Here is a 25,088-nt window from a genome sequence, read left to right on the forward strand (position 1 = left end):
CGGATATTCTCAATCGCAATTCGCTTAGGCTAAGCTAACACGTCCGGACGGACCGCGGCGCGTCCCCCCGTAATTCGTACCCACCGGCCCGGTACGGATTGCCGTCGCAACCGGGCCCGTCGCTCGGCGACAGCTTCCGTCCCGCGAAACCCGTTACCCGGCAACACGTTCCAATCGCCATCCGCCGGCCCGCGAACGCTCGTTCCAGAAGCTCGCATAGCGACCGCCCAGCTCCAGCAATTCGGCATGGGTGCCACGCTCCACGATCCGGCCACCGTCGAGGAACAGGATCTGATCGGCGTGCGCGATCGTCGCCAGCCGATGCGCGACGACGATCACGGTCTTGTTCCGCGTCACTTCGTGAACGCCGCGCACCACCACCGCTTCGCTGTGCGGGTCGAGCGCACTGGTGGCCTCGTCCAGCAACACGATCGGCGCGTCCTTGAGCAGCGCGCGGGCGATCGACACCCGTTGCCGCTCACCACCGGAGAGCAACCCTCCGCCCTCACCCACCGCGGATTCGTAACCGTCGGGCAACCGGTCGGCGATCTCGTCCACCCGGGCCGCCACCGCCGCCCGCCGCACCTCGTCGTCGGTGGCCCCGGGCCGGCCGACCCGGATGTTCTCGATTATCGAGCGGTTGAACAGATAGACGTTCTGGAACACCAGCGACAGCTGGCTCAGCAATGTCTCCGACGGCTGTTCGCGCACATCGTGCCCGCTCACCGACACCCGGCCGGAATCCACGTCGTAATAGCGAGCCGCCAGCCGCAGGAGCGTGGTCTTGCCCGCGCCACTCGGCCCCACCACCGCCGTCGTCGTACCCGCGGGCACGCGGAAGGTCAGCTCGGACAGGATGGGCTCGCCCGGGCGGTAGCCGAAACTCACCTTCTCGAATTCGATCCCCGGCTCACCCGGCGTCACCGGCTCGTCCGCTTCCGGCAGCGTCGGTTCCGCCAGCAACTCGGTGACCCGATCTACCGCGGCCGCCGCGCCCCGCAGCCCGGTGCCCAGCTGGGCCGCCTGGTTCAGCGGTTCGATGAACCGCGCGCTCACCGCGATCAGCGCGATCGCGGCCGGAACGGAGAGTGAGCCGCCGGTGACCCGGTCGACCACGATATAGGCCAGCACCATGAAGACCGCCTGCACACACAGCGAGAAGACCATCAGGCCGGGCACCGAAGCGAACACCAGTCGCGTCGATGCGGCCTTCTGCTCTGCCAGCGCCGCGTCCAGCGCACGGTTGCCGGCACCCAGCGCGCCCAGCGATCGGAGGACCGGTTGGGCCTGCGCGAATTCCAGCACCCGTGCGTCGGCCTCGGCCGCGGCCGCGTGTGCCCGGCGGTCGCCCGCGGCGTACGAACGCGCCGCCAGACCGTTCACGAAGAAGAGCACCGGTGCGGCCAGCAGCATCGCCAGCGAGATCCGCCAGTCGACGAACAGCATGCCCACCGCGACCCCGAGCGGCACCACGATACTGTTGAGCACCTTGGCCACCAGATAGGCGAATGCCTGCTGGATCTCGCGGACGTTCTCCACGGTCAGCCGCGACAGCGGCCCGGCGTTGTGGGTCTCGAACCAGCCCAACGGCAGGGCACTGAGATGGTCGCCGATCCGCGTCTGCAGATCGCGCTGCATGCCCACGGCGATTCGCAGGGCGAAGACGTACTGCAGGTACCCGAATATCGCCACCCCGGCGACCGCCACCAGCATCAGCAGCGCCCAGAACCAGGCGCGCGGCAGATCGGCCCCGAACAGTGCCTCCAGCAGCGGGACCAGGAGCACGTACGCGACAGACTGACAGAGTGCCTGGGCCACGATGGCGGCGAACATCCGGGGCGTCAGCCGGACGGAGTCGCGCGGGACGAGGGTGAGCAACTTCTCGATCATCGGATTTCCCCGCTCTCCACCGACTCGACCGCACGGAGGGCGGCCTCGTTCATCTCCCACAACCGCTGATAGGTCCCGCCCGCGCCGCGCAGCCGGGCGTGATCGCCCTGCTCGACCAGTGTCCCGTTGTCCAGCACCAGGATCTGGTCCACCTTGGTGATGGTGTGCAACCGGTGCGCGATCACCAGCACGGTACGGCCGGCCACCAGTTCGGCCAGCGCGTCCTGAACCGCGGCTTCCGATTCCGGATCGGCGAAGGCCGTGGCCTCGTCCAGAACCAGCACCGGGGTATCGGCCAGCAGCGCCCGGGCAATGGAAAGCCGCTGGGCTTCACCACCGGAGAGGACGGCGTCCACCCCGATCTCGGAGTCATAGCCCCGGGGCAGGGCCAGTATTCGATCGTGGATCCGAGCCGCGCGCGTGGCCACCTCCAGTGCCGCGTCGTCGGCACCGGGACCGGCCGGCAGCAGGTTCTCGCGGATGGACCCCCGGATCAGCCTGACGTCCTGGAAGACGAATCCGACCGTGCGATACAGCTCTTCGGTACCGAAATCGCGGATATCACGGCCCCCGATGGTGATCCGACCGCTGTCGACATCGTAGAAACGAGGCAGTAATTCGGCGAGAGTGGATTTGCCCGCGCCGCTGGGCCCGACGAGTGCGGTGATGGTCCCGGGCCGCAACTCCAGATCGATATCGTGCAGGACACGGTGGTCTTCTCGATACCCGAACCCGACTTTCTCGAACCGAACCAGTCCGGGCTCGGCGTCCGGATCCGCGGGGGCGGGGGCGGGGGCGCGTAGTTCCGGTGTGCTCTGGAGTTCGTGCAATCGGACCGCGGCCGCACCCGCGGCGCGCAGGGCCTGTCCGCCGTATCCGAGTCCCAGCAGTGAACTGCCCACACCGAGGCCGACCAGCAGGAAGGGAAGCAGATCGAGCGGCTGCGCCCAATCCAGTCCCACCGCGCCCAGGCCGGCGATCACGATCACCAGCATCACGAATACCGGAGACACGGTGATATCGGATACCGCTTGCCACCGGACGAGCGGAGTCTTCCACCGGGTGAAGGCGGCGGTCTGACCGTCCACCGCGGTCTGGAACTCGTGATGGGCCTTTCCGGCCTGGCCGAAGGCCCGCACCACCTGGATGCCGTCCACGAATTCGATGGTCGCCGCCTGCACCCGGCGCTCCCAGCGGTTGTATACCGCGAGCCGGTCGCGGCCGGTCTGATCCATCATCTTGCTCAGCGAGATCCCGTACGCCAGTAGCGGGATCAACAGGACCAGGGCGAGCCGCCAGTCCACGGCGAAAAGGTAGACCAGGGTCACCACCGGAACCACCACTCCGCCGACGAAGTCCAGCCGGGCGTGCGCGACGAGATAGTGGAGCGCTTCGACATCGTCCTGCAGATACTTCTTGACCTCACCGGAAGAGCGATCGGTGAACCAGCCGAGCGGGACCCGGGTCAGCTTGTCGGCGAGTGCTCGGCGCACCGACAGCTGGAACCCGCCGTCGACATGATGCGACCAGGTCAGCGCCGCCGCCTGCAGGACGCCGCGCACGATGAGCACGATCACGGCCGCCCAGAGCAGCGACCGGACACGGTCGGTGTCGATCTGCCCGGCCAGCAGTTCGCGGCAGGCTTCCACGATCAGAACGAACGGCACGACGGTGGCCACCGCGGCCACCGCGACGATCACACTCGCGATCCGGAGCGCGCCGTTCACCGGCGCGAGGATCTGCTTGCGCGCCTGGGTTTCCTGCTGTTTCTGCGCTTTGACCTGTGCGCGCGGGGGCCGGTTCCCCGTCTCCGCCGTAGGCAGCGGCGCGGCCTCCACAGTCATGTCCTCGCCTTTCGGCCGTCGTATCGAACGGGCTCATCTTCACACAGCAGCCCTCGAAAAGATAGGTAAGGCTAAGTTGAGTGAGAGCCAGCGCCGGTCCGCAGTCGGCCGACATCACCGAACGCCACCCGAGGGATGAGTTAGGTTAAGCTAACCTGCATGGGCAGAGGCAGCAACGGCGTAATCATGAAGATGTGGCGGGCCGACGACTACCGGCTGAAAGTCACCTCCACCGAGCGGATAACCGACAAGTACATCCGAATCGGATTCACCGCCGGTGGCCTGATGGAAGACCATCCGGTCCACCCCACACAGTTCATCCGCCTATGGGTTCCCGAGCAGGGCAGCGACAAGCTGCACCAGCGCGGCTACACCCTGATCGATCAGGATCCCGACAACGACCACTTCTACATCGAATTCGCCATCCACAGCGGTCCGGCCGGGCAATGGGCCGAACGCGCCCGGGTCGGCGACGAACTCGAGACCTCGGTGCTCGGTTCCAATTTCCAACTGCCCGCGGTCACACCGAGCGAGTATGCGATCTTCGGCGACCCCGCCTCCCTGCCCGCGATCAACACCCTGCTCGAGGCGATCGGCGATACCCCGGCCCGGGTATGGCTCGAATGGCAGTACGACTCCGACCCCACACTGCCCGTCCGCAACAAACCCCACCACTCGGTGACCTGGATACAGCGGATCGACGACGGCCGCGCCATGCGAGAGCTCGCCGAAGAGCTCACCATCGCACCGGACGCGTTCGTCTGGGCGGCCTGCGACGCGGCCACGACCCGCGCCCTGGTGAAGACCTTCCGCAACACCCACTCCCTGCCGAAAACCCAGATCAAGGCGCAGGGCTACTGGCGGTAACCATCGAGCGATACGAGGCCGTGGAGAAGTCCCCGTGCGCACTCGCCCGACGGATTCGACGGAAGGAAGCGCCCGCGGCCATCGAGGGCGGCGCCGAGGACGAATAGCACTGGCGAGCTGCGGGATTCAGCCACCCCGCGAGCGGAGAACATAGTATAGCCTTGCCTAACAAACAGGCGGGCGCCGAACGGACTCCCGCCCGATGGGAGGAGCCAGTGCCATGTCGTTGATCGCCGATCCACCGGTCACGAGAACTGCCCGGGTCATATCCGGGCCGGAGCAGCTTCCACCGGAGCCGGCGGCCGCGGCCGTGGCCCGATGCGATTGCCCGGCAACATGAGCACCGCGGCAAGAACCGGCACAGCGGCCGAGCCCGCGATCCAGGTCACCGATCTGGTGAAGACCTACGGCGAGGTTTCGGCGCTGAAGGGCATCTCGTTCGAGGTCGCTCGGGGCGAGGTACTCGGCCTGCTCGGCCCCAACGGCAGCGGCAAGACCACGACCGTCACCCTGCTGTCGACCCTGCAACGACCCACCTCCGGCAGCGCCCGGATCTGCGGAAACGATGTGGTCGCGCGGGCCGGGCGGGTGCGCGAACTGGTCTCTCTCACCGGGCAGTACGCCGCGCTGGACGAGGGACTCACCACCGTGGAGAACCTCTCGGTGTTCGGACGGCTGACCGGCCTGCGCGGGCGCGCCCTGCACACCCGGATCGACGAACTCGTCGAACAGTTCGATCTGGGAACGGCCCGCGACCGCCGGGTCGGCGCGCTCTCGGGCGGTATGCAGCGACGGGTCGATATCGCCAGTGCCCTGGTCACCCGGCCCGAGGTGCTTTTCCTGGACGAACCGACCACCGGCCTGGACCCGCGAAGCCGTGCCGCGGTCTGGGACACTGTCGCCGCGCTGCGCGGGGACGGCATCACCGTGCTGCTGACGACCCAGTATCTGGAGGAGGCCGACCGGCTCGCCGACCACATCGTGATGCTGAACCAGGGGTCGGTCGTCGCGGCCGGAACGCCCGGCCGGCTGAAGCAGCAGGTCGGCGCCGCGGTCTGCGAAGTGACCCTGGTCGAACGCGACGTCACCGCCGCGGTACTCGGTCTGCTCGCCGATCTGGAACTGGTCGAGGCACCTACGGACGGAACCGCCTCCGGATCCCAGGCACACCCGAGGTTGGTGGTCCGGGCCCCGAACGGTATGTCGACGGTTTCCGAGGTGATAACGCGGCTCGAGAAGGCGAGCATCGATGTGGTCGATATCGGTCTGCGTCAGCCGTCACTCGACGAGGTGTTCCTCCAGCTGACGGAGAGCCCCCGATGACCACAACCACCGCCGAGCCCACGCTCGGCACCCGCGCGACAGGTGGATCGATGGCCCGCACCTCGGTGGGACCAGTCGCGGCCACCGCGACGCTGGCCCGGCAGAAGGTGCTGGCCGCTGTCCGATCCGGCGATGTCGTCTTCGCCGTTCTCGGCCCCGTCGTCTTCTTCCTGTGCTTCTACGTACCGCTGCACCGCCAGTTCGAACTCGGCGGCGCCGACTACGCCCAGTACCTGACGCCGATCATCCTCTTGCAGGCCGGGCTCTTCACCGCGATCACCGCGACCGAAACCGCCGGGCACGACGCGCGGGCAGGGGTGCACGAGCGCATGATGTCGCTGCCGATCCCCCGGGTCACACCGTTTCTCGGCCGGATGGCCTGGGTTGTGGTCCGTATGCTGCTCGCCTTGGCCGGCGGCCTCGGCATCGGCTGGTCGCTGGGCTTCCGCTTCGAGGGTTCGCCGTGGCACACCCTCGTCTTCATGGTCCTCGTCGTGGTATTCGGGCTGGCCCTGAGCATGCTCACCGATGCGATCGGGACCGTCGCGCGTAATTCCGTCTCCGTCGCGAGCATTCTGATGATCCCGCAACTGATCCTGGTGATGGCCTCCACCGGACTCGTTCCCGCCGAGGGTTTTCCGGACTGGGCGCAGCCGTTCGTGCGGAACCAGCCGATGTCCGTCTTCGCCGATACGCTGCGCGAACTGGCGGCCGGAACCGGTATCGACCTCACCGCCGCTGCGGCGTGGTCGGCGGGTCTGCTCGCCGCGGGCGGCGCGGCCATTGTCACTGCCGGCCGAGCACAGGTGAAACGATGACTACGACGACGACCGATACCACCCCGACCTGGCAGCCTCGACAGGCCGTGCCGGTGATCCGGCAATCGCTTGTCCACGCGGGTGCGCTGCTGCGTTCCTGGTCACGCGACCCCGGCATCGTGGTGCAGTCACTGGTGTTCCCCGCCTTCATGCTGCTGATGTTCCAGCTGGTACTCGGCAAAACCGTGACTTCGATGGGCGGCGGCGACAGTATCTACGGCAATACCGGCCTGGTAGCGCTGGTCGGTGCGCTGTTCGGCACCCTGGCCACGGCGATCAGCCTGATCCACGAACGCGATACGGGCCTGCTGGCCCGGATGTGGACCCTGCCGGTACCCCGGGCCGGTTTCATCGCCGGGCGGCTCGTGGCCGAAGCGTTGCGCACCGGGATCGCCACCGTGGTTCTGTTCGCCGTCGCGATGCCCCTCGGTTTCCGCTTCGAGCACGGCCTGGCCGCCGGTATCGGCGCGATTCTGGTGCCGATGGTGTTCGCGGTCGGTATCGCGGTGCCGGTCATCGCGATGGCGACGGTGGCCTCCGGACGGCAGGCCGTACAGCAGCTGGGCGGCCTCTTCCTGCTGTTGCTGTTCTTCAACGGTGGTTTCGCGCCGGTCTCCGAATATCCCGGCCGGCTGCAGCCGGTGGTCCGGCACCAGCCGATGAGCCCGGCGATCGACGCGGTCCGGGGGCTGACCGAGGGCGGTCCCGTGGCGGCGCCGCTGGCCACCACAGTCGCCTGGACGGCCGGGCTGGTGGTGGTGTTCGGCCCGGTAGCGGTGCGCGGGTATCGGCGAGCGGCCGAGCGTCGCTGACGGTTCGCGCACCACACAGAACCCCGCGCCGACGAGAGCGGCGCGGGGTTCTGTGCTTCAGCTCGGGATCAGGCTCGCGGCCGAAGCCCGGCGCAGCTTCCCCGACGGCGTTTTCGGCAAGGCGCCCTTCTTCACCACCGTGACCACAGCCGGTGCGATGCCCACATCGTCGAAGACCGCCCGGGCGACCTCTTTCCGGATCCGTTCGCATTCGTCCGCGTCGTCGGCGGAATCGGATTCGGCGACGACCGCGATACCTTCCCGGGCCATGCCGGATAGCCGGACGGCGAGCGCGGCGACACTTCCGGGGCGCACCCCGGTGATCGCGACCGCGGCTCGTTCCACGACCACCGGGGAGATATTGCGGCCCGCGACGATGATGACATCCTTCTTACGTCCGGTGACCACGACTTCGCCGGTCTCGGTGAGGTATCCGAGATCGCCGGTGGACAGCCAGCCCTCGCCGTCCACGGCCGAGACATATCCGTCCGGGCCGAGATACCGAGTGGTGACCGCGTCACCGCGAACCAGGAGGCTACCTATCCGATCGGCGGGTAGCGTGGCCCCGGACTCGTCGACCACCCTCAGTTCTATCCCGGGGACCGGGGCACCGAGCCTCATCAAGGTCCGCGAACGCGCGGAGGTCCCGCGTTCGATGAGGCCCTCGCTCTCCGCCAGATCCGCATCGACGGTATCCACGGAGTACAGATCGTTCGCTCCGGTGAACGACACCGCCAGCGTGGTCTCGGCCATGCCGTAGGAAGGCATGAGCGCCTCCGGCCGCAGTCCGAACCGGCCCGCCTCGCCGACGAATTCCCGCAGGGTGCTCTCGTCCACGGCTTCGGCGCCGTTCACGCAGACACGCATCGAGGACAGGTCGTAGGCGCCGTCGGCGGCTCGCCGCAGCCGACGAGCGAGCACGGAATAGGCGAAGTTGGGCGCCGCGGTGAAAGTCCCACCGAACCGGGTGATCAGTTCGGCCCACGACAGCGGATTCTTCAGGAAAACGAGCGGGGTGGTGATCACTGTGATCGCTTGCGCGAACATCGGCGACATCAGCAGCCCCACCATGCCCATATCGTGGTAGAGCGGCAGCCAGCTGACGGCCACGTCGTCGGGCCGGAACCCGGCCGCGCGCACCATGGCCTGGTGGTTCTGATGCAGGTTCCGGTAGGAGATGGCGACCGCTTTCGGTACCCCGGTGGTGCCGGAGGTCAATTGCAGGACCGCGATATCGTCTTCCCCGGCCGGCACGGGCTCCGCCGGTGGCGGCGCGGTCATGAGGTCGCCGATCGGCACAATCGGGACGCCGAGGTCCAGCCCGCGCACCGCGTCGGTGAAGGGCTCCCCGACCGCCAGTACCCGGGCATCCAGCATCCGGATCACCGCGCGGGTGTCCGCCACCCAGGTTTCCAGATTGGTGCGCGGAGTGGGCTGATGCAGCATCGTGAACGCCGCGCCCCGCATCCAGGTCGCCTGCACGAGTGCTGTCACGTCGGCGGCGCCGCCGGCGAGGATGGCGACGGAGCTACCGTGCCCGACACCGGCCGCGGCCAGGCCCGCCGCCACGCTCGCGGCCGTCGAACGCAGTTGCGCCCAGGAGCGGAAGGTCATCTCCGCGGGATCGTCGCCGCTCCACAGACCGGTGGTATCGGAAACGGGCTGTTCGAACAGCGAGTGGGTGATTCTGCTCATCGCGATCTCACACTTCTTCCCGCGGGGCGGCCGGCCGGGACGTGGCGTCGTCCGGTTTCGCGGCTTCGGTCAGCACTCGGTCGAACTGCTCCACGAAAGTCGCGGCGTAACCCTGCGGCAGGGCTGCCGGGTCGGTGACGATGCCGAATGACGTCCGATTGCCCAGGATCAGCGCGGTCACCGAGAACGAGTAGCCCACCAGCGGTGAGATCGGCGTGAGCTCGGTGATTTTCGTGCCGAGTACGGAGCGGATCCGGGAGAAGCCGGGGTTGATCCCGATATGGATATCCGGGCTCATCCTCGACATGGACGCGTTGGCGATCGCCCGGGCCAACGGCCACGGCGGTTTCGGCAGGTTGTCGGCCGCGGCAAGGGCGAGTTCCGGATGCCGGGCCTCGACGGTGGCCAGCTCCGACCGGCACCGCTCGATCTGCCGGGCGAGGTCGGTTTCGTTTCCGGGGATGTTCAACAGGGAGACGAGCACCGCGTTACCGGTATGCCGGAACGCCGCGTCGTGGGTGACCGGCAAGGTGACCCGAATGCTCTCGGCCTGTGGTGTGCCGGTCGCCGGCGGGGCGAGGCTGACCGTGCGGCCGACCGCGGCCAGCAGGAACTCGTGCACGGTGGCACCGTTGTGCTTGGCGGTGCGCCGCAGCGTCCGGGTGGCGACACTGTGCAGTGCGACCTCACGCCGGCCCGAACCGGTCAACGCGGGCCAGCCACGGCCGTGCCGGCCGGCCTTCCACTGTTCGTCGAAGGCGGATTTCGCCTCCTTCAAGGCCGTCGGCTCCACCTCGCTGATGCGGTAGCGCGGGCTCGTCGCGAATCGTTCGAACTCCGCGAGCTCCTCGGCGGTGCCGTCGGCCAGCAACGCGGCGAAGGCCGCCCCGGCGATCCCGTCGGACAGGCTGTGATGAACACGCAGCAGGATGAACTGGGCGCCGCTGCCGCGCGGGGTGAACAGGGTGATATGCCAGAACGGCGCGGGACGCGGCAGATGTGTCTCGTGCAGAGTGGCGATACGCTGCCGGAGATCCGCGGGGCCGGCGTACTCGGCGTGCGCGACATGCCGCTCGACATCCACGAAATCGGCAAGCACCACCTCCGGTTTCCGCCACCGGCCGTTACGCACGCCCACGCGGAATATATCGAACAGCGGCGCCCGCTCACGCACCCGTGCCCGTACTTCGTCGAGGGCCAGGTGGCGATCGCCGGATTCCAGTTCGAGGACCATGGCCCAGTGCATCGGACTGCTCTTCGTATCCAGATGCAGGTAGGTGTGGTCCGGCGGGGCGAGTTCGGTGACGGCTGTTGCGGACGCGTCGCGCGTGCCGGTAGGACTGTTCATGGCTGATCCACCTGGTTCTTCATAATCGTCTGGTAGCGCTGCTGGTCGGGCTTCATCGCCGCCGCGACGAGTTCCCACAACACCTCGTCGGCCCCGCCGCCCACGCGCGCGAGTTTCATATCCCGCCACCAGCGTCCGATCGGTGTTTCGCTCTCCAGGTAGCCGATGCCGCCGAAGATGTGCAGGCATTGCGAGGCCACTTCTTCGCCCAGATTGGCGGCGGTGGCCTTCAACGCGGCGGCGGTACGCAGATTGATCCGTCCTTCCGCCGCGACACCGGCGAGCGCGTAGCGCAGCAGATCGACCCGGGACTGCAGATCGGCCACCCGCAACCGCAGTGCCTGATGGTCGAAGAGACGTTTGCCGAACTGGGTCCGATCCATCATGCGGGCCAGCGTCACACCGAGCATGACTTCGCAGGCCGCGGCGATCTGACCGGCCACCGAATAACGTTCGTGTGCCAGCCCCCAGCTGATCACCGCCAAACCCGTTCCCGCGCGGGCGATCAACGCTTCCTCGGGAACCCAGGTGTCGAAGGACACCGGGGCGGTGTCCAAGGGCCCGGCCCCCAGCTTCTCGTAGGGGGTACCGATGGCCGCCTGTGCGGCGGGTACGGCCACGAGTGCCACATTGCCGGGGTCGGCGGTCGACCCGCCGGACGCCCCCCGGCCGACGACGAAGATGTGATCGGCGATCGGTGCGAGCGAAACGAACTTCTTGTGCCCCACCACCCGGTAGCCGCCGTCTTCGGGTTCGATGGTGGTGCGGGCGTTCTGCAGATCCGATCCGCCGGACTCCTCCGAGGCAGCGATGCACAGTATCGCCTCGGTGCGGATCGCCTTGTCGGCGAGTTCGCGCAGGTGATCGGTGCGTGCGAAACGGCGCAGGATCGCTATCGCCGAATCGTGCAGGCTCACACCCACCCCGATACCCGCCGAATTGAGGGCGCCCAGCCGCGAGGCGAGCGCGAAATGCTCGCTCAGATCGGTGAGCTTGCGGTTCTCCCATTTACGTTCGAACACTCCGGCGGCGCCCAGGTGTCCGAGCAGTTCGCGCGGGAATCTCTTGTCCTTCTCGGACTGCTCGGTCCACGCGACGACCCGCTCGTCGAATACTCGCGCGAGCAGCTCGTCGTACGATTCGGCCGATGTCTCGGTGCTCATGATCGGATTTCTTCCTCGGAGAGATGCCCGATCCGGTGCTCAGCGGGTGACACCGTCGGCCTTCGACCGAATGAGGTCTTCCAGATCGCCCACCGAGGCGGCCTCCGACATCTCCCGGTCGGTCAGCTGCACGCCGAGCCGTTCTTCGATGGCGACGACGCCGATCGCGAAGGACACCGAATCGAGTCCCAGGTCCTCGATCAGCAGCGACTCCCGGGTCACGTCGGTGAGGGCCAGGTCGAGATCTTCCTCCAGAATGCGGTCCAGCGTGTCGCGGATCGGGTCGGACATCGAGAACTCCTTGTGAAACGAATCGAATAGATCGGCCGAAGCCCGCCTTCGCGGCACGACCGGCCGGTGATGATGAGAATCTGCGGTATCGCGGTGGCCGATCGCGCTACTCGCCGGTGTCCTCGTCCGTCACACCGAAACTCGTGAACGCGGTGTGGCGCGGCAGCCGGTAGACCTCCCGACCACGGACGGTGTTGAGGATCTTGGCGTTGCGCACCGCGCCGATATCCAGGTTGGGCGCGGAGACCCCGTGGGTATGCACCTCGGCATTGGCCACGAACAGCCGCCCGGCCAGTTCGCCGTCGGCGGCTACGGCATGGTTCGTCTCGACGACCAACCGGCTGCGCGAATCGCGACGCAGCCGATCTTCGAGTGGGGCCAGGAAGTTCTGGTGGCGGTACCGGTACCCGGTTGCCGCGATGACCAGATCGGCGGTATGGGAAAGCGGCGATCCGGTGTCCAGGTGCCGGCCGCGGATCCGTAGCCGGCCGTCGGGCAGCGTCTCGAGCCCCTCGACCGCGACACCGTGGCGCAGCTGTACCGGTGCGGCCTTCTCTCGTAGTTCGCGCCGATAGAGGAGATCGTGCAGCCGGTCGAGCGTCTCCGCGGAGATCCCCTTGTGGAACTGCCAGTGCCCGGCCCGTACCTGGTCCCGGGTGGCTTCCGGAAGGCCGTGGAAGTAATCCATATAGGCGGGTGTCGTCATCTCCAGCGAGAGCTTGGTGAAGTCCAGCGGCGCGAACCACGGGGTGCGGGTCCACCAGCGCACGGCCGGGCCGCCGTTCAGATTCGCTTCGAGGAGGTCGATCACGATCTCGGCGCCGGACTGCCCCGACCCGATCACCGTCACCGAATCGGCGGCATGGGCCGCGTCCTGATGCCAGAGGTATTCGGAGCTGTGGACCAGCGCCGATGATGTGGTGGAAAGCTTTTGCGGTATCGCCGGTTCGGTACCGACACCCACCACGATATGACCGGCCCGGATCACCGTTCGTCCGCCGCCGGTGGTCAGCGAGACCTCGAACAGCTCGCGTCCGGCATCCCAGCGCACCTCGTCGACCGTGGTTCCGAAGCGCAGTGACGGTAGCTGTTCCACGACCCAGAGCAGGTAGGCCTCGTACTCGCGCCGGGTCGGGAAGAACTGTTCCCGGACCAGGAACGGGTACAGCCTGTCCACATCGGCCAGGTAGGCGAGAAACGACATCGGATGGGTCGGGTCGACGAGCGAGACCAGATCGGACAGAAAACTGACCTGGAGTTTGGCTTCCTCGAACATCAGTCCCGGATGCCAGCGGAACTCGGCCGCCGAGTCCACGACCACGACCTGGGTATCGTCGACGGTCGAGGCCAGCGCCGCCAGGCCGAGGTTGAACGGGCCACAGCCGATGGCCAGAATATCGACCGATTCGATCTCACTCATGAATCTTCACCATTTCCTCGACACTGCTGCGCAGCCCTTCGGATTCGACTTCCAAGGCCACGCGTAGCAATTCGTCGAACAGCGCTTCGATATCGGCGGCGCTCGTTTCCGGGTTCAGCAGGGTGAGTTTGAGGCAGGTCCGCGGCTCGCCTTCGCCGTTGACCCGCACCTGGGTGCGCCCGATGAGCGCTCTACCGGAGCTGATCAGACGGCGGCGTACTTCGGCATTCACCTGGTCCAGATCCAGATCCTCACAGCGGTACCGGAACACCACCGTGGTCAGCGTGACCGGTGCCACCAGCTCGAGTTGCAGTTCGGAGGCGATACGCCGCGCGGCGTGGCGGGCCAGTTCGTGACAGCCGTCGAGCATCGCTCCCAGTTCCCGCCGCCCGTAGGCCAGGAAGGTCGCCGCGACCTTGAGCACGTCCGGGCGCCGGGTCGTCTGCAATGTCTGCCCCAGCAGGCCCCCGTATCCGGCCTTGACGTCGTCGTCGGGATTGAGGTAGGCCACCGACCTGTTCAACGAAGCGAAACGCTCCGCGTCGGCGAGCAGCAGCACACTCGCGGCCGCGGGCTGCCAGCCGATCTTGTGCAGGTCGAGGGTGATCGAATCGGCACGCTCGATCCCGGCCAGTAGCGCCGAGAGCTTGTCGGAGAACAGCGAACCGAAGCCGTAGGCGGCGTCGACATGCAGCCACAGCCCGTACCGCGCCGCGATATCGGCGATCGCGGGCAGCGGGTCGATGGTTCCGAAATCGGTGGTACCCGCGGTCGCCACGACGGCCATCGGCGTATGGCTCTCGGCGAGGTCGGCCAGTACGGCCTCCAGTGCCGCCGGAATCATCCGATGGTCGGCATCGACCTCCACCGGAACCACGGCGGCTTCCCCCAGCCCCAGGGCAGCGCACGCCCGGTGGATGGAGAAGTGGGCGACCCGCGAGCACAGCACCACCGGTCGCGGCAGCGCGCTCACCCCGTTGTGCCGGATGTCGATTCCGCGCTGCGCGGCTCCGTAATCCCGGGCGATCAGCAGCGCCAGCAGATTGGAGTAGGACCCGCCCGGCCCGAAGACCCCGCCCGCGGACTCGGTGAAACCGGCCAGTCGCGCCAGCGCGTTGATCGTCCATTTCTCGATGGCCAGCGTCGCCGGGCCGGAATCGTAGGTGTCCAGCGATGCGTTGGTGGCGCTGGCCAGTGCGTCCGCCACCACCGCCACGGTCAAAGGCGGAGGTTGCAGGTGCGCGGCGCACAGTTCGTGGGTCAGATCCAGCCCGTAGGTCGCGATCAAACGGGCGAGGTGGGCCAGTGCCGCGGGTTCCCCGGTGCCGGTCTCCGGGATACGCTCCGGACCCAGCGCGGTCGCGACGGCCGCGAGCATATCCTCCGGACTTCCAGAGGGCAGCGGTGAACGGTGATGACTATCCGCGACCGCCGCCGCGGCCTGCGCCAGCCCACCCCCGACTTCCGCCCAGCCCTCGCCCGGCCGGGCGAATCTGGACGATCTCCCCCACGTGCTTACCAATCTATGTGACACAAAAAGCCCTAATTACGTCGATACACGGATAAAGAAAGGGATACGACCGAGGGCGCCGGAATTCTCCGCGCAACTCTGTCGAATTTCGGAGACCACCCGCTATGCGTTCTGCGGCTCGGCGACCACACGGACCAGGTCGTCCACTGCGGTGTCCAGTGCCAGTGGTACGCGCTTCAGCAAGGCATCGACCACCTGAGTGGCGCGGCGTGCGAACGCGTCGTCTACGACAGCGGGTTGATAATCGACCTCCAGATGAACTCGTGCATCGTCACCGATTTCGAAAGCGAATGTCAGCGGATAGTTTCCGACACCGTTGAATACCGATTCACAGGTGACGTGCACACCGTCCGGAATCCGAATACCGCGTAGCGGCGCGTTACGCACCGACGCCATGATCTCGGCCACGGGGAACCGCCCGCCGGCCGCGCGTAGTGCCGTGAGCACAGTTCCGTAATCGACGGACGAGAACTCCATGGATTCGTAAACCGATGAAACCGCCGCCCGCAAAGCGTCCTGCACGCTCGTGCCGGGAACGAATGTGAAGCGCATCGGGATGATGTTCCCGCTGTAGCCGATCCGGTCCGGCCCCTCTCCCGCACGCCGGTTGTCGGCCGGAACCAGCAGCACATGGTCGGCGGCACCGGTGAGCGCGTACACGGTCAAGCCGCACACCGCGATGTAGAGCGCGTTCGGGGTGGCGCCCACCTCGCGAGCGATTCCCTCGAGTGCCGCGATATCGGCCGGCTCGATCGGATGCCGCAGACGCTCGCCGCGGCTGTCGACGAGCGGGGACAGCCAGCTGTCCGCGGCGCTGATCTCGGGCAGCGCTCCGGACAATGGAAACCTGATGTCCTCGGCCGCCCAGGTCCGCAGTGCGTGCCGCACAGCGCGGTCGACCTCGTCCGGCCGGGCGGCCTCCGGCGGCAGCATACGGCTCACCTCGACGGCGGCTCCGGGCCACGTTCCGGACACCAGGGTGCCCAGCAGGAGCGGCCAGGATGTGTCGTCCACCGCCAGATGGTGCACCACCAGCACCACCGTCACCCGGCCGTCGGCATTCGCGTGAATCCGCGCGCGCAGCGGCGGTTCCGCCGTCAGCCGCAACGGCACGGTCGCGAACGCCGTCGCGGCCGCGTGGATCTCGGCGCGGCTCGCGGGGCTGTCCGCCGCGGGTATTGCGGATGCGGCGGTTCCGGGTGTGGTCCCCCACTCCCAGACGGTGCCGGGTACGACCCAGCGACCGTCCCGGCGGGCCGGAACCCGCCGCGGGACACCCTCGTCGTCGACGGTGACCACCGAGCCGAGCACCTCGGCGTTGCCGACCATGGTGTCGAAGGCCGCGATCACCGTATCCAGGTCGTAGCCGCGGTCGAAGTCCAGGATCAGCCCGATATTGTGGGAGATCGAGTCGGGGTCCAGCTCGTAGATCTTCCACATCCGCCGTTCGGCCGTACCCAGCCGCCCGGCGGATGCCGGCCTGGATCCCGCTTCCGTCCTCGCGCGATCGGTGCGGTGCCGGGCCGCTCCGGTGGCCGCCAGCCGACGTCGCAGCAGTTCCAGCCGGGCGTCTGTCAGATCGTTCATGCTTCTCCCAGCGTCGAGCGGTACGTGGACTGCGCGGAGACCGGTCGCTCGGTTCGCGAGAACTGCGCAGCGCCGGCGGGCGGCCCCGCGAGTCGGAAAACCTCGTGCCGGCGTGCGGTGGCCCGCAGTGCCGGCCAGTCACTGAGGATGTCGACCAGTTCTCCCCGCGCCCACAGCGGTGCCTGATCCTCGAAATTCGGTGAACGCGGGTCCCCGCTGACGCCGAGCGGGACGATCCACCGGCCGGAGTCGCGGTCGGCGAGATCCCATACATAGCGCGCCGCCGAACCCACACTGCAGGCGTGCGAGAACCCGACCGCGCTGCCGTTGGCGAATACGCATTCGGCGTCTCCGCCCAGCGGTTGCGGTCGCGGTCTGATCCGTGCCGACAACTCCGGATGGGCGGGAGTCACACCCACGAGATCCATTCCGTGGATCGGGGCCAGCAGGTGCGCACTGCCCCAGGTGGGCACGGTGCCGAGCGCGTCGATCCGCGCCGCGACGGCCTCTGTCGCCGCGGTCAGCAACCCATCGATATCCACTCCGAGACCCGGCGCCCGGGCCACCACGGTATCCAGCGCGGCGGCGATCCGCGTCTGCGCGACGAACCATGGGTCGAAGACGCGCGGGAACGAATGCGGTCCGGCCAGCCCGGACAGCGCCTTGTGCCCGGTGATCGCCACGACCAGCCGGGAGCGTATCTCCGCGAACAGATAGGCGGCGGTGCTGTCGGCCCGCATCTCGCGGTCCCATTCGAGCAGGAGGTCGCGCACTCGGCCGGCAGCCGCGCTCAACCCGTTCAGCCGACCGAGCAGGCCCTGGATCATCGCTGCCTGGTCCAGCGCGACATCTGTGTGGATGCGCTCGCAGTCGGCCACCGAGATCGCCGTATTCTCGCCGAGGAGGGTGCCGATCCGGGCGGCCCGGAACGGGGCCGCGCATTCGGTGGTGACCGGTTGGAGCGGAGCCGAATCCGTGATCCGCTGGTTGGCGATCACCGAGAATTCGCGTACCGCGGCGTCGAACTCTTCGTCATCTACCGAAGTAGTCGCGTAGCCACGCCACCGGTAGCGCTCGTCCCAGCCCGGTACCGGCAGCCAGTAGTTCTCCGCCGCGCGCACGGGCATGGTGCCGACGACATGGCCGGTCAACCGGCCGGAGGTATCGGCGATGACGATTCGGTTCGCCGGTTCGGTCCACGCCCGCAGCGCCTGCTCGACATCGGCCACCGTGTTCACGAACAGCAGGTCGAGCGCGGCGTCGAAGGTCGCTTCGGGGTCGCTCAGCAGCGGCGTGCGCAGGCTCAGCGCGAAGGCCGACTCCGGCCCGCCGAACACCACCGAACCGTTGTCGGTCGCGATGACCTCCACGGTGACCGGTTCACCACCGCGCACCCGGATCTCCTCGGTCCACGACGGTGCCACCTTCGCGCCCGCAGCCGATTCCACCCGGATCCCGCCGGCGACGCGGTCGAGTTTCTCGAGGTAGAGGTCCTGGTAGTCGCCCATGGCATTGGTGATGCCCCAGGCCACAGCACCGGCGTGACAGAAATGGGGGACACCGGGCACCCCGGCGAAGGCGAAGCCGACGACATCGAATTCCGGGGCCGCCAGCTGGAACTGCTGGTAGATCCCGGGTAGCTCCAGGAAGCGATGCGGATCGCCCGCGATGAGCGGCGATCCGGTGGCGGTCCGCCCGGCGGCGACCCCCCAGGCGTTACTGCCCGAGATGGCATCGCCGAACGACGACGCCACGGCACTGTCCCCTGTGGACGTGCCGGAGTTCAGGAGCAGCTCGGCGATGAAGGCGTCGTCGGGGCGGGCGGGAACGGCCGCGGTGCCCTCGGCCACCCCTTCGCAGTCGAACAGCGCCAGGGCCTCGGCGCCCAGGGACCGGCACGCGTGCAGACGCCACAGCTTCGTGAGGAATCGCCCGAACAGGATGTGGTGCACGAGGAAAACGGCGATGGGCGTCCACGGCTGCCACGGAGCGGGCCGGTGGTCGAACTCGGTCAGTTCGACAGCGTCGGCGGTGTCCAGTGTGCTGTTGATGCCGTCGGTGTACGCGCGCAGCAGCGCACGGGTCCGGGTGGAGGACGCGTCGTAGACCCGCCGGGCCGCCCGATCTATCCGGGCACGCCGGGCGAACTCGTCCCAGCCGACACCGGCGGCACCGAACACCTCCGCGGTACGCCCTTCGGCGCGCAGGCGCAGGAATTCGATCTGCCAGGCCCGGTCGACCCCGCACGCGTAGCCCTGGCCGTACAGTGCGCCCGCGGCCGAATCGGCGATGATATGCGGAATGCCCAGGGAGTCCCGGATTATCTCTATATTCGGTGCGTCGTGTGCCTCGGTGGTCACGAGACCGCCACCTCCTCGATCGGTCGGTCCGTCCCGGCCGGTCGATAACCGGCGATCGGGTTCACGAGTTCGTGCTCCGCGTCGACCAATGTGGAATACGAATCCCCCGGGTTCACCATCCGGCGGTTGTTCGACACCTGGAGCCGGTTCATATGGATGGCCCGGAAGGTCGGTGCGAACAGGTCCCATCTGCGGAACCGCCCGTCCAGATCCCGGTGTTGTTCGCGGAATTCGACGACACTCCCGGCCACGAGGTCCCAGAAATCCCGGTCTGCGATCAGCCCGCTCGTATGGAGAACTGCCGCCAGGTGGCGCAGGAAATCGTCGAATACATCCGAAAGCACACCCATGTTCCGGATCTCGTCGGCCTCCTCGGTGACCGCCCGGCGGCAGGATTCCGGAATATCGGTGGGCGCGGCGAAAATGGAGACCTCTTCACCGATATCCTTCAGGATGGCACGGACCGGGACGCCCGAGTCCAGCACCAGGATCAGATTCTCGCCGTGGGGCGAGAACTTCAGTTCGTACCGGTAGAGCAAGTAGACGATCGGGTGCAGGTAGGCGCGGAGATAGCGACGGAGCCAGTCCCGCACCGAAAGCCCCGAGCGCTGCACGAACGCCTCGACCAATGGTGTCCCGTGATGGTCGATATGCAACAGCGCGGCCATGGTGGTCAGCTGTTCGCGCTCGTGCACGAGCGGGATCGGGCTCTCGCGCCACAATGCCGAAAGCAGCTTCCGATACTCCGAGCCGGGACGGGTGACGGTGTCGTAGTCCGGATTCCGGTAGCCGATCGCTGCGACCTCGTACAGCATCCGGAAACCGAGCGATTGCAGGTATTCGTCGGAATCCACCCGCTCCCGGACCCAGTCGTTGATGAGGGGGGTGGTCCGCATGTAATCCGCCGACATCCCTCTGGTGAAGCCCATATTGACGATCGAGAGCGCCAGTTTCACATAGTGCCGCGACGGGCCGGTGATATTGAACAGCGTCCGGATGGACTGCTGCGGCTGGTACATATCCGGCGCTTCACCCACGGGCACGATCCGGCGCTCGGCGATATCGATCGCATAGATCCGCGCGATCTTCGCCGACCACTGCCACGGGTGCACCGGCATGTAGTAATAGGCGGACGGGTCCAAGCCGAGGCCGGTGAGGACGCGGTCGAAACGGCTGAGCGTCTCGTCGCCGAGTTCGTCGCGGACCAGGCTCGGGTAGTCGACGCCGGCGACCGCGGCGAAATCGCAGTGATCGCGCAATGCGGCCACCCACATCAGGCGGAAGCGACTGCCCGATTCCGGTGCGTAGCGTGCGATATCGTCGGCACCGAAGCCGAGCCTGCCGGCATTGGCGATCAGGCAGGGATGCCCCTCGGTCATCGTCGCTTCGATGGTCTGGAACTGCGCGGCGGCAAGTTCGGCCGCCGCGATACGCCGGGAATCCGGGCGACCGGCGCTGATGGAGAGCGTATTGACGAACTCCTCCAGGTACTCCGGTAGCGCCTCCGGCGAGATACCCAGCGAAGCGCTCAGGTCGACGACCAGGCGCACCGGATCGATCGGCAACGGCTCACCTCGGCGGATGCGGCGCAGCGAGAACTCGTCGATATTCCAACTGTCCAGCGACAGCAGTTCGGCGCGGAACCGGTACTCGGTCTGCTGATCGTCGGACCGGACGAGGTACTCGCCCGGTGCCGATTCGATCGGTCGTACACAACGCTCATGGCAGAGTTCGGCGAGGATCTTCTTCGCGATCCTGTTGCTGTAGACGTGCCGGTAGCCGGTGCGGTGCTCGGATAAGTCTGAACTGCTCAACGCGCTACTTTCTCAGGAATCTGAAGCTGATCGGCGGCGGCGACCATCCGGCCGCCATCGGTCACCCGGACGAAATCGGCGCGTGTGCAGTAACTCAGCCGCGCCACCTTGCCGGCCACGGGATAGTCCCCGGCGACGACGAAACCGACCGCGGCATTGAGCCGCTGCACCTCCGCGTTCCTGATATCGGGCTCTACCACTACCCGCCGCGCACCGGCCTCGAAGAACGCGATCCGCATGATGTGCAGCATCACCTCGGCGGTGAACCCCGGTAGCCGACGTTCGCTGCTGGCGACCAGCAGATGCATACCGATATCGCCGGGCTCGGGGGAATACCCGGTCCCGGGTGCGGCCAGGTCGCTGGATGCGGGGTCGTACAGCTCGAAGAGAAATTGCGGTTCACCGTCGAGATAGCCGATCCGCAAACCGTACGGCGACCCCTCCGGTCCGGCGCTCTCGCGGATCAGCTCGGCCACATCGGCCGGTGTGCTGTTCAGCATGTCCCAATACCCGGCCTTGGGATGGGTGAGCCAGCGGTGCACGATATCGGTGTCCCGGTCGATACTCATCGGTGCCGAGTGCAGCGGATATCGGCTCGGTGCCGCGGGTTCCGCGGCTGTGGTGACCTCCGCCGCGATCTCTTCGTCGGTCAACCGCATCACTTCGAGGAAGATCTCGGCGACCTGGGTCGTGCGGGCGCCCTCCAGCTCGACCAGCCGGTCCGCCAATCCGGCGATCGTGCGCCGCAGGAAGATATCGGCCACGGTCAGGTTCGGTGCGTCCAGCCACTCCCGCACCCGGGCGACGTATGCCGTGGCCTGGACCGAGTCGCCGCCGAGGGCGACGAAATCGTCGGTGACGCCCAGTGGCCGGGTACTCAGGATCTGCCCGAGAACGACCGCCAGCGCCGATTCCAGCGGAGTCCGGGGGGCCACGGATTCCGTCCGGTCCTCGGGGGCGATGAGTTCGCGGACCTTTTTCCGGTCGTATTTCCCGTTCGCCGTGAGCGGCAGTTCACCGACCACCGATACCGACCGCGGGATCATCTGTGGCGGTAGTACTTCCGCGAGCAGTTCACGGATCTGCTCGTCGGTGACAGCGGTGCCGGAGCTGACCGCGGCTCGCAGCTCACGGCCGTCCGACCAGGCCACCGCACCGGTGACCGCGTCCACAGACAGCAGGCCCGCTTCGACCTCTCCCAGTTCGATCCGGTAGCCGCGGATCTTGACCAGATCGTCGGCGCGGCCCAGGAAGTCGAGGAACCCGCCCGGCAGGTACCGCACCATATCGCCCGTGCGGTACCAGCGGATTCCGTCCCGCAGAACGAACCGGTCGGCGGTACGTTCGGGGTCGCCCCGGTATCCGGTGGCGACCCCGGCGCCGCCGATCCACAGTTCTCCCGGTACGAAGTCGGGACGATCCCGGCCGACCGCGTCGACGGCCCGGCAGCGGACACCGCCGAGCGGGACCCCGTAGGGCACGAACGCCGCGCCGGCGGGAACGTCGGGAGCCTCGCAGATCGTCGAATGGATCGCGGTCTCGGTGGTCCCACCCAGACCGGCGATTCGGCAGGCGGGCAGCTGGGCGGTCACCCGGTGCAGCAGCGAGACGTCGACCTTGTCACCGCCCATCAGTACGACCCGCAGACCCGCCGGCAGTGCCGTGAGGTCGAGAATCATGCCCAGGATCGACGGCACACAGTTGAGGACCGTCACCGAATGCTCCCGCATCATCCGGGCCCAGGTGTCGGCTCTGGTGCTCTCGTCGTCCCCGGGCACCACAACGGATCCACCGACGGCGAGCAGCCCGAAGACATCGAATACCGACAAGTCGAATTCCAGTGACGACACCATGAGGCTCCGGTCGGGCGGCCCCAGCTCGTAACGGTGTGCGAGATCGGTGAGCGTGGCGACCGCGGCGCCGTGCGGTACCTCCACCCCCTTGGGCAGGCCGGTGGAGCCGGAGGTGAAGAGCACATAGGCCGGTGCGCCGGTGTCCACGGCTACGGGTGCGATCGGCGGCGCGGTGCGCGCGGCCGCGATATCCAGCACCCGGTTCGGCGCATCGGTCCACCGCCGGGGTCGGTCGGTGAGGATCGCGGCGGGCGCCGCCAGCGCGGCGATCCGGTCCCGGCGGTTCTGCGGTTGAGCCGGCGACACCGGCACATAGGCGGCCCCGGCGGTGAGCACTCCGAGCGCGGCCACGATCTGTTCGCCGCCCTTGGGCAGATCGACGATCACCGTGTCGCCCGGGCGCACTCCACCGGCCTGTAGAGCTCCGGCCACCCGACCGGCTTCATCGGCGAGTTCGGCATGACTCCAGGTCCGTCGCTCGCCGATCACCGCGGGAGCCTCCCCACGCTGTCGCGCGGCGGCGAGGAACCGGCCGTGCAACGTGCCATCGGAGAAATCGGTCGCGGGCAGCGGCCTTTCGACCGATTGCCGTTGCGCGCGCACTTCGGCGGGGACCGGGTCCGGGGCGGGCCGGTCCCAGTCGCCGGCGATCAGTAGATCGAGCAGCCGGACGTAATAGTCGAACATCGCCTGGGGCGTCCCCGTTTCGAGGTCCGAGGCACGGACGTCCCAATTGAGGAGGAGGCCCCCGGCGATCTCGGTGACCTGTGCATCGAGCAGTACCTGCGGCCCCTGGGACACGATCCAGGAGGGTTCGCCGAGGACCTCGGTCACCGCTTCGGAGAACAGCTCGCCGAGCCCGAGGGCGCTGGTGAAGACGATCGGCGACACCACCGGTTCCCCGCGCTCCCGGCTGAGTTCACGCAGCACGTCCAGACCACCGAAGGTGCCGTGCGCGGCCGCGTCGTGCAGCGCCTTCCGCATGCCGACGGCACGTTCCGCCAAGGTCTGCGGCTCGCGCAGGTCGACCTCGACGATGAGCGAGGAGGTGAAGTCCCCGACCACCCGATCGACGTCGGGGTGCACCGGGTCGCGGTCGAAGAGCGGAACCGTCAGTAGGAAATGCGGATTGCGCGAATGTGTGCCGACCGCTTCGGCGAAGACGGCCGCCACCGCGGCCGCGGGTGTGACTCCGCGCCGGTGCGCGTGCTCCTCGAGCCGTTTGCGGGCGGCCGCGTCGATCGCATGATGCAACCGGACGGTCGCCGGCTCGGCTTGCGCCCGCGACGCGGCCTCGTTCATGGGAAGTTCCGGTGCGCCCGGCAGATTCGGGATCCGTTCCCGCCACCACGCGATATCCGCTTCGCGCGCGGGCCGGCGAGTGCGCCGGGACGACAGCGCCGGGAAGGTCACCGCCAGCTCCGGTAGTTCCTCACCTCGATAGATCCGTGCCAGATCGTCGACGAGCACCCGATAGCTCATCGCATCCGCGGCGACCATGTCCACATCCAGGTGAACCCGGCCGGTGCCCGAGGGGAGCAGACTCAGCTCCGCCCGCAGTACCGCTCCGTCTTCGATCGGCAACGCCCGGTGCGTGCCGTGCCTGCGGTGCAGTTCCAGGATCGACGCCGCACGATCGGCCGGCTCCTGTCGCAGATCGTGTACCGCTACGGCCTCCGGGTGCGCGGGTCCGATCAGCTGTTTCCCGTCCGGCAGAATTCGCACCCGCAACATCGGATGGCGGCGCAGGAGGGTGTCCACAGCCGAACGGAAGCGCTGTGGATCGATCCGCCTGCCGTCGAATTCGATGTACAGATGTGCTGCTACGCCGCCCAACGCGTGACTGTCCGACCGGCCGATCCAGTAGGCGTGCTGCATCGGCGCGAGAGGGAACGCGGTCTCGAGATCGGCCGAGCTGTCCTCGCTCCAGGCCCGCGACAGCTCGTCGTGCGCGGGCGCGGCGGCCGGAGCGGTGAGCAGTGCTGTCCACGCGCGAATGGTGGGCGCGGCGGTGAGCCGGGCGAAGTCCACGTCATATCCGCGCTTTCGCCATTGGCCCGCCAACCGCATCATGCGCAAGGAGTCCAGGCCCTGTCCGACCAGGTCGGTATCGGCTTCGAGAAGCTCCGGCGAGATCCCCAGTGCCGAGCCGACCTCCGCCCGGACATCGACATCAGCACTCGCCTCGGGACGAGTAACCACCATGAGAACGCCTCTCGCAGATCAAGACCCTCGACGACTTAGGGTATTCTAACCAAAGTAAATTTAGGCTAGCCTAAGCCAAGGTGCTCGTGGTCGCCAGTGCGACCGGGACCAGCGAAACAAGATGTGAGAAATACCGCTCCTTCACAGATTCGCTCTCACCGGAACCCCTGGTGGTCTTACCGGCCCACTCGGCCGGCGCCGAGACCGCTGCACGACAACAGGTCCCGGCACGGACGTACCGGCGGCCGGCCGGCGGGTTCCCAGCAC

At 67.6% G+C, this 25,088-nt stretch carries 16 protein-coding genes and 1 pseudogene; 4 read left to right on the forward strand and 13 right to left on the reverse strand.

Annotated features, from left to right (window positions below; translation table 11 throughout):
• Positions 1-153: 153 nt before the first annotated feature.
• Both AB0H42_RS04815 and AB0H42_RS04820 read right to left on the reverse strand, forming a co-directional pair.
• Positions 154-1,890 (reverse strand): ABC transporter ATP-binding protein, encoded by a 1,737-nt coding sequence (locus tag AB0H42_RS04815; protein WP_357049877.1) that lies wholly within the window; start codon positions 1,888-1,890, stop codon positions 154-156.
• Entirely contained in the window at positions 1,887-3,734 is a 1,848-nt protein-coding gene (locus tag AB0H42_RS04820) for an ABC transporter ATP-binding protein (protein WP_357049880.1), read from the reverse strand. Before AB0H42_RS04820 ends, AB0H42_RS04815 begins: the two co-directional genes overlap by 4 nt.
• A 159-nt stretch (positions 3,735-3,893) precedes the next feature.
• Between AB0H42_RS04820 and AB0H42_RS04825 the strand changes: the two genes are divergently transcribed.
• The 4 genes from AB0H42_RS04825 (at position 3,894) to AB0H42_RS04840 (ending at position 7,554) form a co-directional block, all read left to right on the forward strand.
• Positions 3,894-4,601: a siderophore-interacting protein gene (locus AB0H42_RS04825; protein ID WP_357049882.1), complete on the forward strand. Its 708-nt coding sequence runs from the start codon at positions 3,894-3,896 to the stop codon at positions 4,599-4,601.
• Positions 4,602-4,937: 336 nt separating this feature from the next.
• Positions 4,938-5,924 (forward strand): ATP-binding cassette domain-containing protein, encoded by a 987-nt coding sequence (locus AB0H42_RS04830; protein ID WP_357049885.1) that lies wholly within the window; start codon positions 4,938-4,940, stop codon positions 5,922-5,924.
• Complete coding sequence (locus AB0H42_RS04835) at positions 5,921-6,742, forward strand: ABC transporter permease (RefSeq protein ID WP_357049888.1); 822 nt, start codon at positions 5,921-5,923, stop codon at positions 6,740-6,742. The genes AB0H42_RS04830 and AB0H42_RS04835 overlap by 4 nt, the downstream gene beginning before the upstream one ends.
• Positions 6,739-7,554 (forward strand): ABC transporter permease, encoded by an 816-nt coding sequence (locus tag AB0H42_RS04840; RefSeq protein WP_357049890.1) that lies wholly within the window; start codon positions 6,739-6,741, stop codon positions 7,552-7,554. Before AB0H42_RS04835 ends, AB0H42_RS04840 begins: the two co-directional genes overlap by 4 nt.
• A gap of 57 nt (positions 7,555-7,611) precedes the next feature.
• Here AB0H42_RS04840 and AB0H42_RS04845 read toward each other — a convergent pair whose 3' ends face one another.
• The 11 genes and pseudogenes from AB0H42_RS04845 to AB0H42_RS04895 form a co-directional block, all read right to left on the reverse strand.
• Positions 7,612-9,249 carry a long-chain-fatty-acid--CoA ligase gene (locus AB0H42_RS04845; protein ID WP_357049893.1) on the reverse strand — a complete coding sequence of 546 codons (1,638 nt, stop codon included), beginning with the start codon at positions 9,247-9,249 and terminating at the stop codon, positions 7,612-7,614.
• Positions 9,250-9,256: 7 nt separating this feature from the next.
• Entirely contained in the window at positions 9,257-10,597 is a 1,341-nt protein-coding gene (locus tag AB0H42_RS04850) for a wax ester/triacylglycerol synthase domain-containing protein (RefSeq protein ID WP_357049896.1), read from the reverse strand.
• Entirely contained in the window at positions 10,594-11,760 is a 1,167-nt protein-coding gene (locus tag AB0H42_RS04855) for an acyl-CoA dehydrogenase family protein (protein WP_357049899.1), read from the reverse strand. The genes AB0H42_RS04850 and AB0H42_RS04855 overlap by 4 nt, the downstream gene beginning before the upstream one ends.
• A 39-nt stretch (positions 11,761-11,799) precedes the next feature.
• Positions 11,800-12,051 carry an acyl carrier protein gene (locus tag AB0H42_RS04860; RefSeq protein WP_357049901.1) on the reverse strand — a complete coding sequence of 84 codons (252 nt, stop codon included), beginning with the start codon at positions 12,049-12,051 and terminating at the stop codon, positions 11,800-11,802.
• A gap of 106 nt (positions 12,052-12,157) precedes the next feature.
• Entirely contained in the window at positions 12,158-13,471 is a 1,314-nt protein-coding gene (locus AB0H42_RS04865; protein WP_357049904.1) for a SidA/IucD/PvdA family monooxygenase, read from the reverse strand.
• Positions 13,464-15,005 (reverse strand): pyridoxal-dependent decarboxylase, encoded by a 1,542-nt coding sequence (locus AB0H42_RS04870; protein WP_357049907.1) that lies wholly within the window; start codon positions 15,003-15,005, stop codon positions 13,464-13,466. The genes AB0H42_RS04865 and AB0H42_RS04870 overlap by 8 nt, the downstream gene beginning before the upstream one ends.
• A gap of 99 nt (positions 15,006-15,104) precedes the next feature.
• On the reverse strand, positions 15,105-16,589 hold the full coding sequence (locus tag AB0H42_RS04875) for a condensation domain-containing protein (protein WP_357049910.1): 1,485 nt from the start codon (positions 16,587-16,589) through the stop codon (positions 15,105-15,107).
• Positions 16,586-18,949 carry a penicillin acylase family protein gene (locus AB0H42_RS04880; protein ID WP_357049913.1) on the reverse strand — a complete coding sequence of 788 codons (2,364 nt, stop codon included), beginning with the start codon at positions 18,947-18,949 and terminating at the stop codon, positions 16,586-16,588. Before AB0H42_RS04880 ends, AB0H42_RS04875 begins: the two co-directional genes overlap by 4 nt.
• Entirely contained in the window at positions 18,946-20,763 is a 1,818-nt protein-coding gene (locus AB0H42_RS04885) for an IucA/IucC family protein (protein WP_357049916.1), read from the reverse strand. Before AB0H42_RS04885 ends, AB0H42_RS04880 begins: the two co-directional genes overlap by 4 nt.
• The gene (locus AB0H42_RS04890) at positions 20,760-21,332 is read right to left on the reverse strand and encodes a GNAT family N-acetyltransferase (RefSeq protein ID WP_357050219.1); all 573 of its coding nucleotides are present in this window, start codon (positions 21,330-21,332) and stop codon (positions 20,760-20,762) included. The genes AB0H42_RS04885 and AB0H42_RS04890 overlap by 4 nt, the downstream gene beginning before the upstream one ends.
• A gap of 60 nt (positions 21,333-21,392) precedes the next feature.
• Positions 21,393-24,821: pseudogene (locus tag AB0H42_RS04895) on the reverse strand (amino acid adenylation domain-containing protein); the annotation flags it as partial.
• Positions 24,822-25,088: the final 267 nt, after the last annotated feature.

Source organism: Nocardia sp. NPDC050799 (assembly GCF_040654015.1).
GTDB lineage: Bacteria > Actinomycetota > Actinomycetes > Mycobacteriales > Mycobacteriaceae > Nocardia.

Coding starts and splice junctions, on each gene's coding strand:
- AB0H42_RS04855 (WP_357049899.1), bottom strand. CDS start 11,760: ATGAGCACCGAGACATCGGCCGAATCGTACGACGAGCTGCTCGCGCGA.
- AB0H42_RS04825 (WP_357049882.1), top strand. CDS start 3,894: ATGGGCAGAGGCAGCAACGGCGTAATCATGAAGATGTGGCGGGCCGAC.
- AB0H42_RS04835 (WP_357049888.1), top strand. CDS start 5,921: ATGACCACAACCACCGCCGAGCCCACGCTCGGCACCCGCGCGACAGGT.
- AB0H42_RS04865 (WP_357049904.1), bottom strand. CDS start 13,471: ATGAGTGAGATCGAATCGGTCGATATTCTGGCCATCGGCTGTGGCCCG.
- AB0H42_RS04890 (WP_357050219.1), bottom strand. CDS start 21,332: ATGAGTATCGACCGGGACACCGATATCGTGCACCGCTGGCTCACCCAT.
- AB0H42_RS04860 (WP_357049901.1), bottom strand. CDS start 12,051: ATGTCCGACCCGATCCGCGACACGCTGGACCGCATTCTGGAGGAAGAT.
- AB0H42_RS04815 (WP_357049877.1), bottom strand. CDS start 1,890: ATGATCGAGAAGTTGCTCACCCTCGTCCCGCGCGACTCCGTCCGGCTG.
- AB0H42_RS04830 (WP_357049885.1), top strand. CDS start 4,938: ATGAGCACCGCGGCAAGAACCGGCACAGCGGCCGAGCCCGCGATCCAG.
- AB0H42_RS04845 (WP_357049893.1), bottom strand. CDS start 9,249: ATGAGCAGAATCACCCACTCGCTGTTCGAACAGCCCGTTTCCGATACC.
- AB0H42_RS04850 (WP_357049896.1), bottom strand. CDS start 10,597: ATGAACAGTCCTACCGGCACGCGCGACGCGTCCGCAACAGCCGTCACC.
- AB0H42_RS04840 (WP_357049890.1), top strand. CDS start 6,739: ATGACTACGACGACGACCGATACCACCCCGACCTGGCAGCCTCGACAG.
- AB0H42_RS04820 (WP_357049880.1), bottom strand. CDS start 3,734: ATGACTGTGGAGGCCGCGCCGCTGCCTACGGCGGAGACGGGGAACCGG.
- AB0H42_RS04875 (WP_357049910.1), bottom strand. CDS start 16,589: ATGAACGATCTGACAGACGCCCGGCTGGAACTGCTGCGACGTCGGCTG.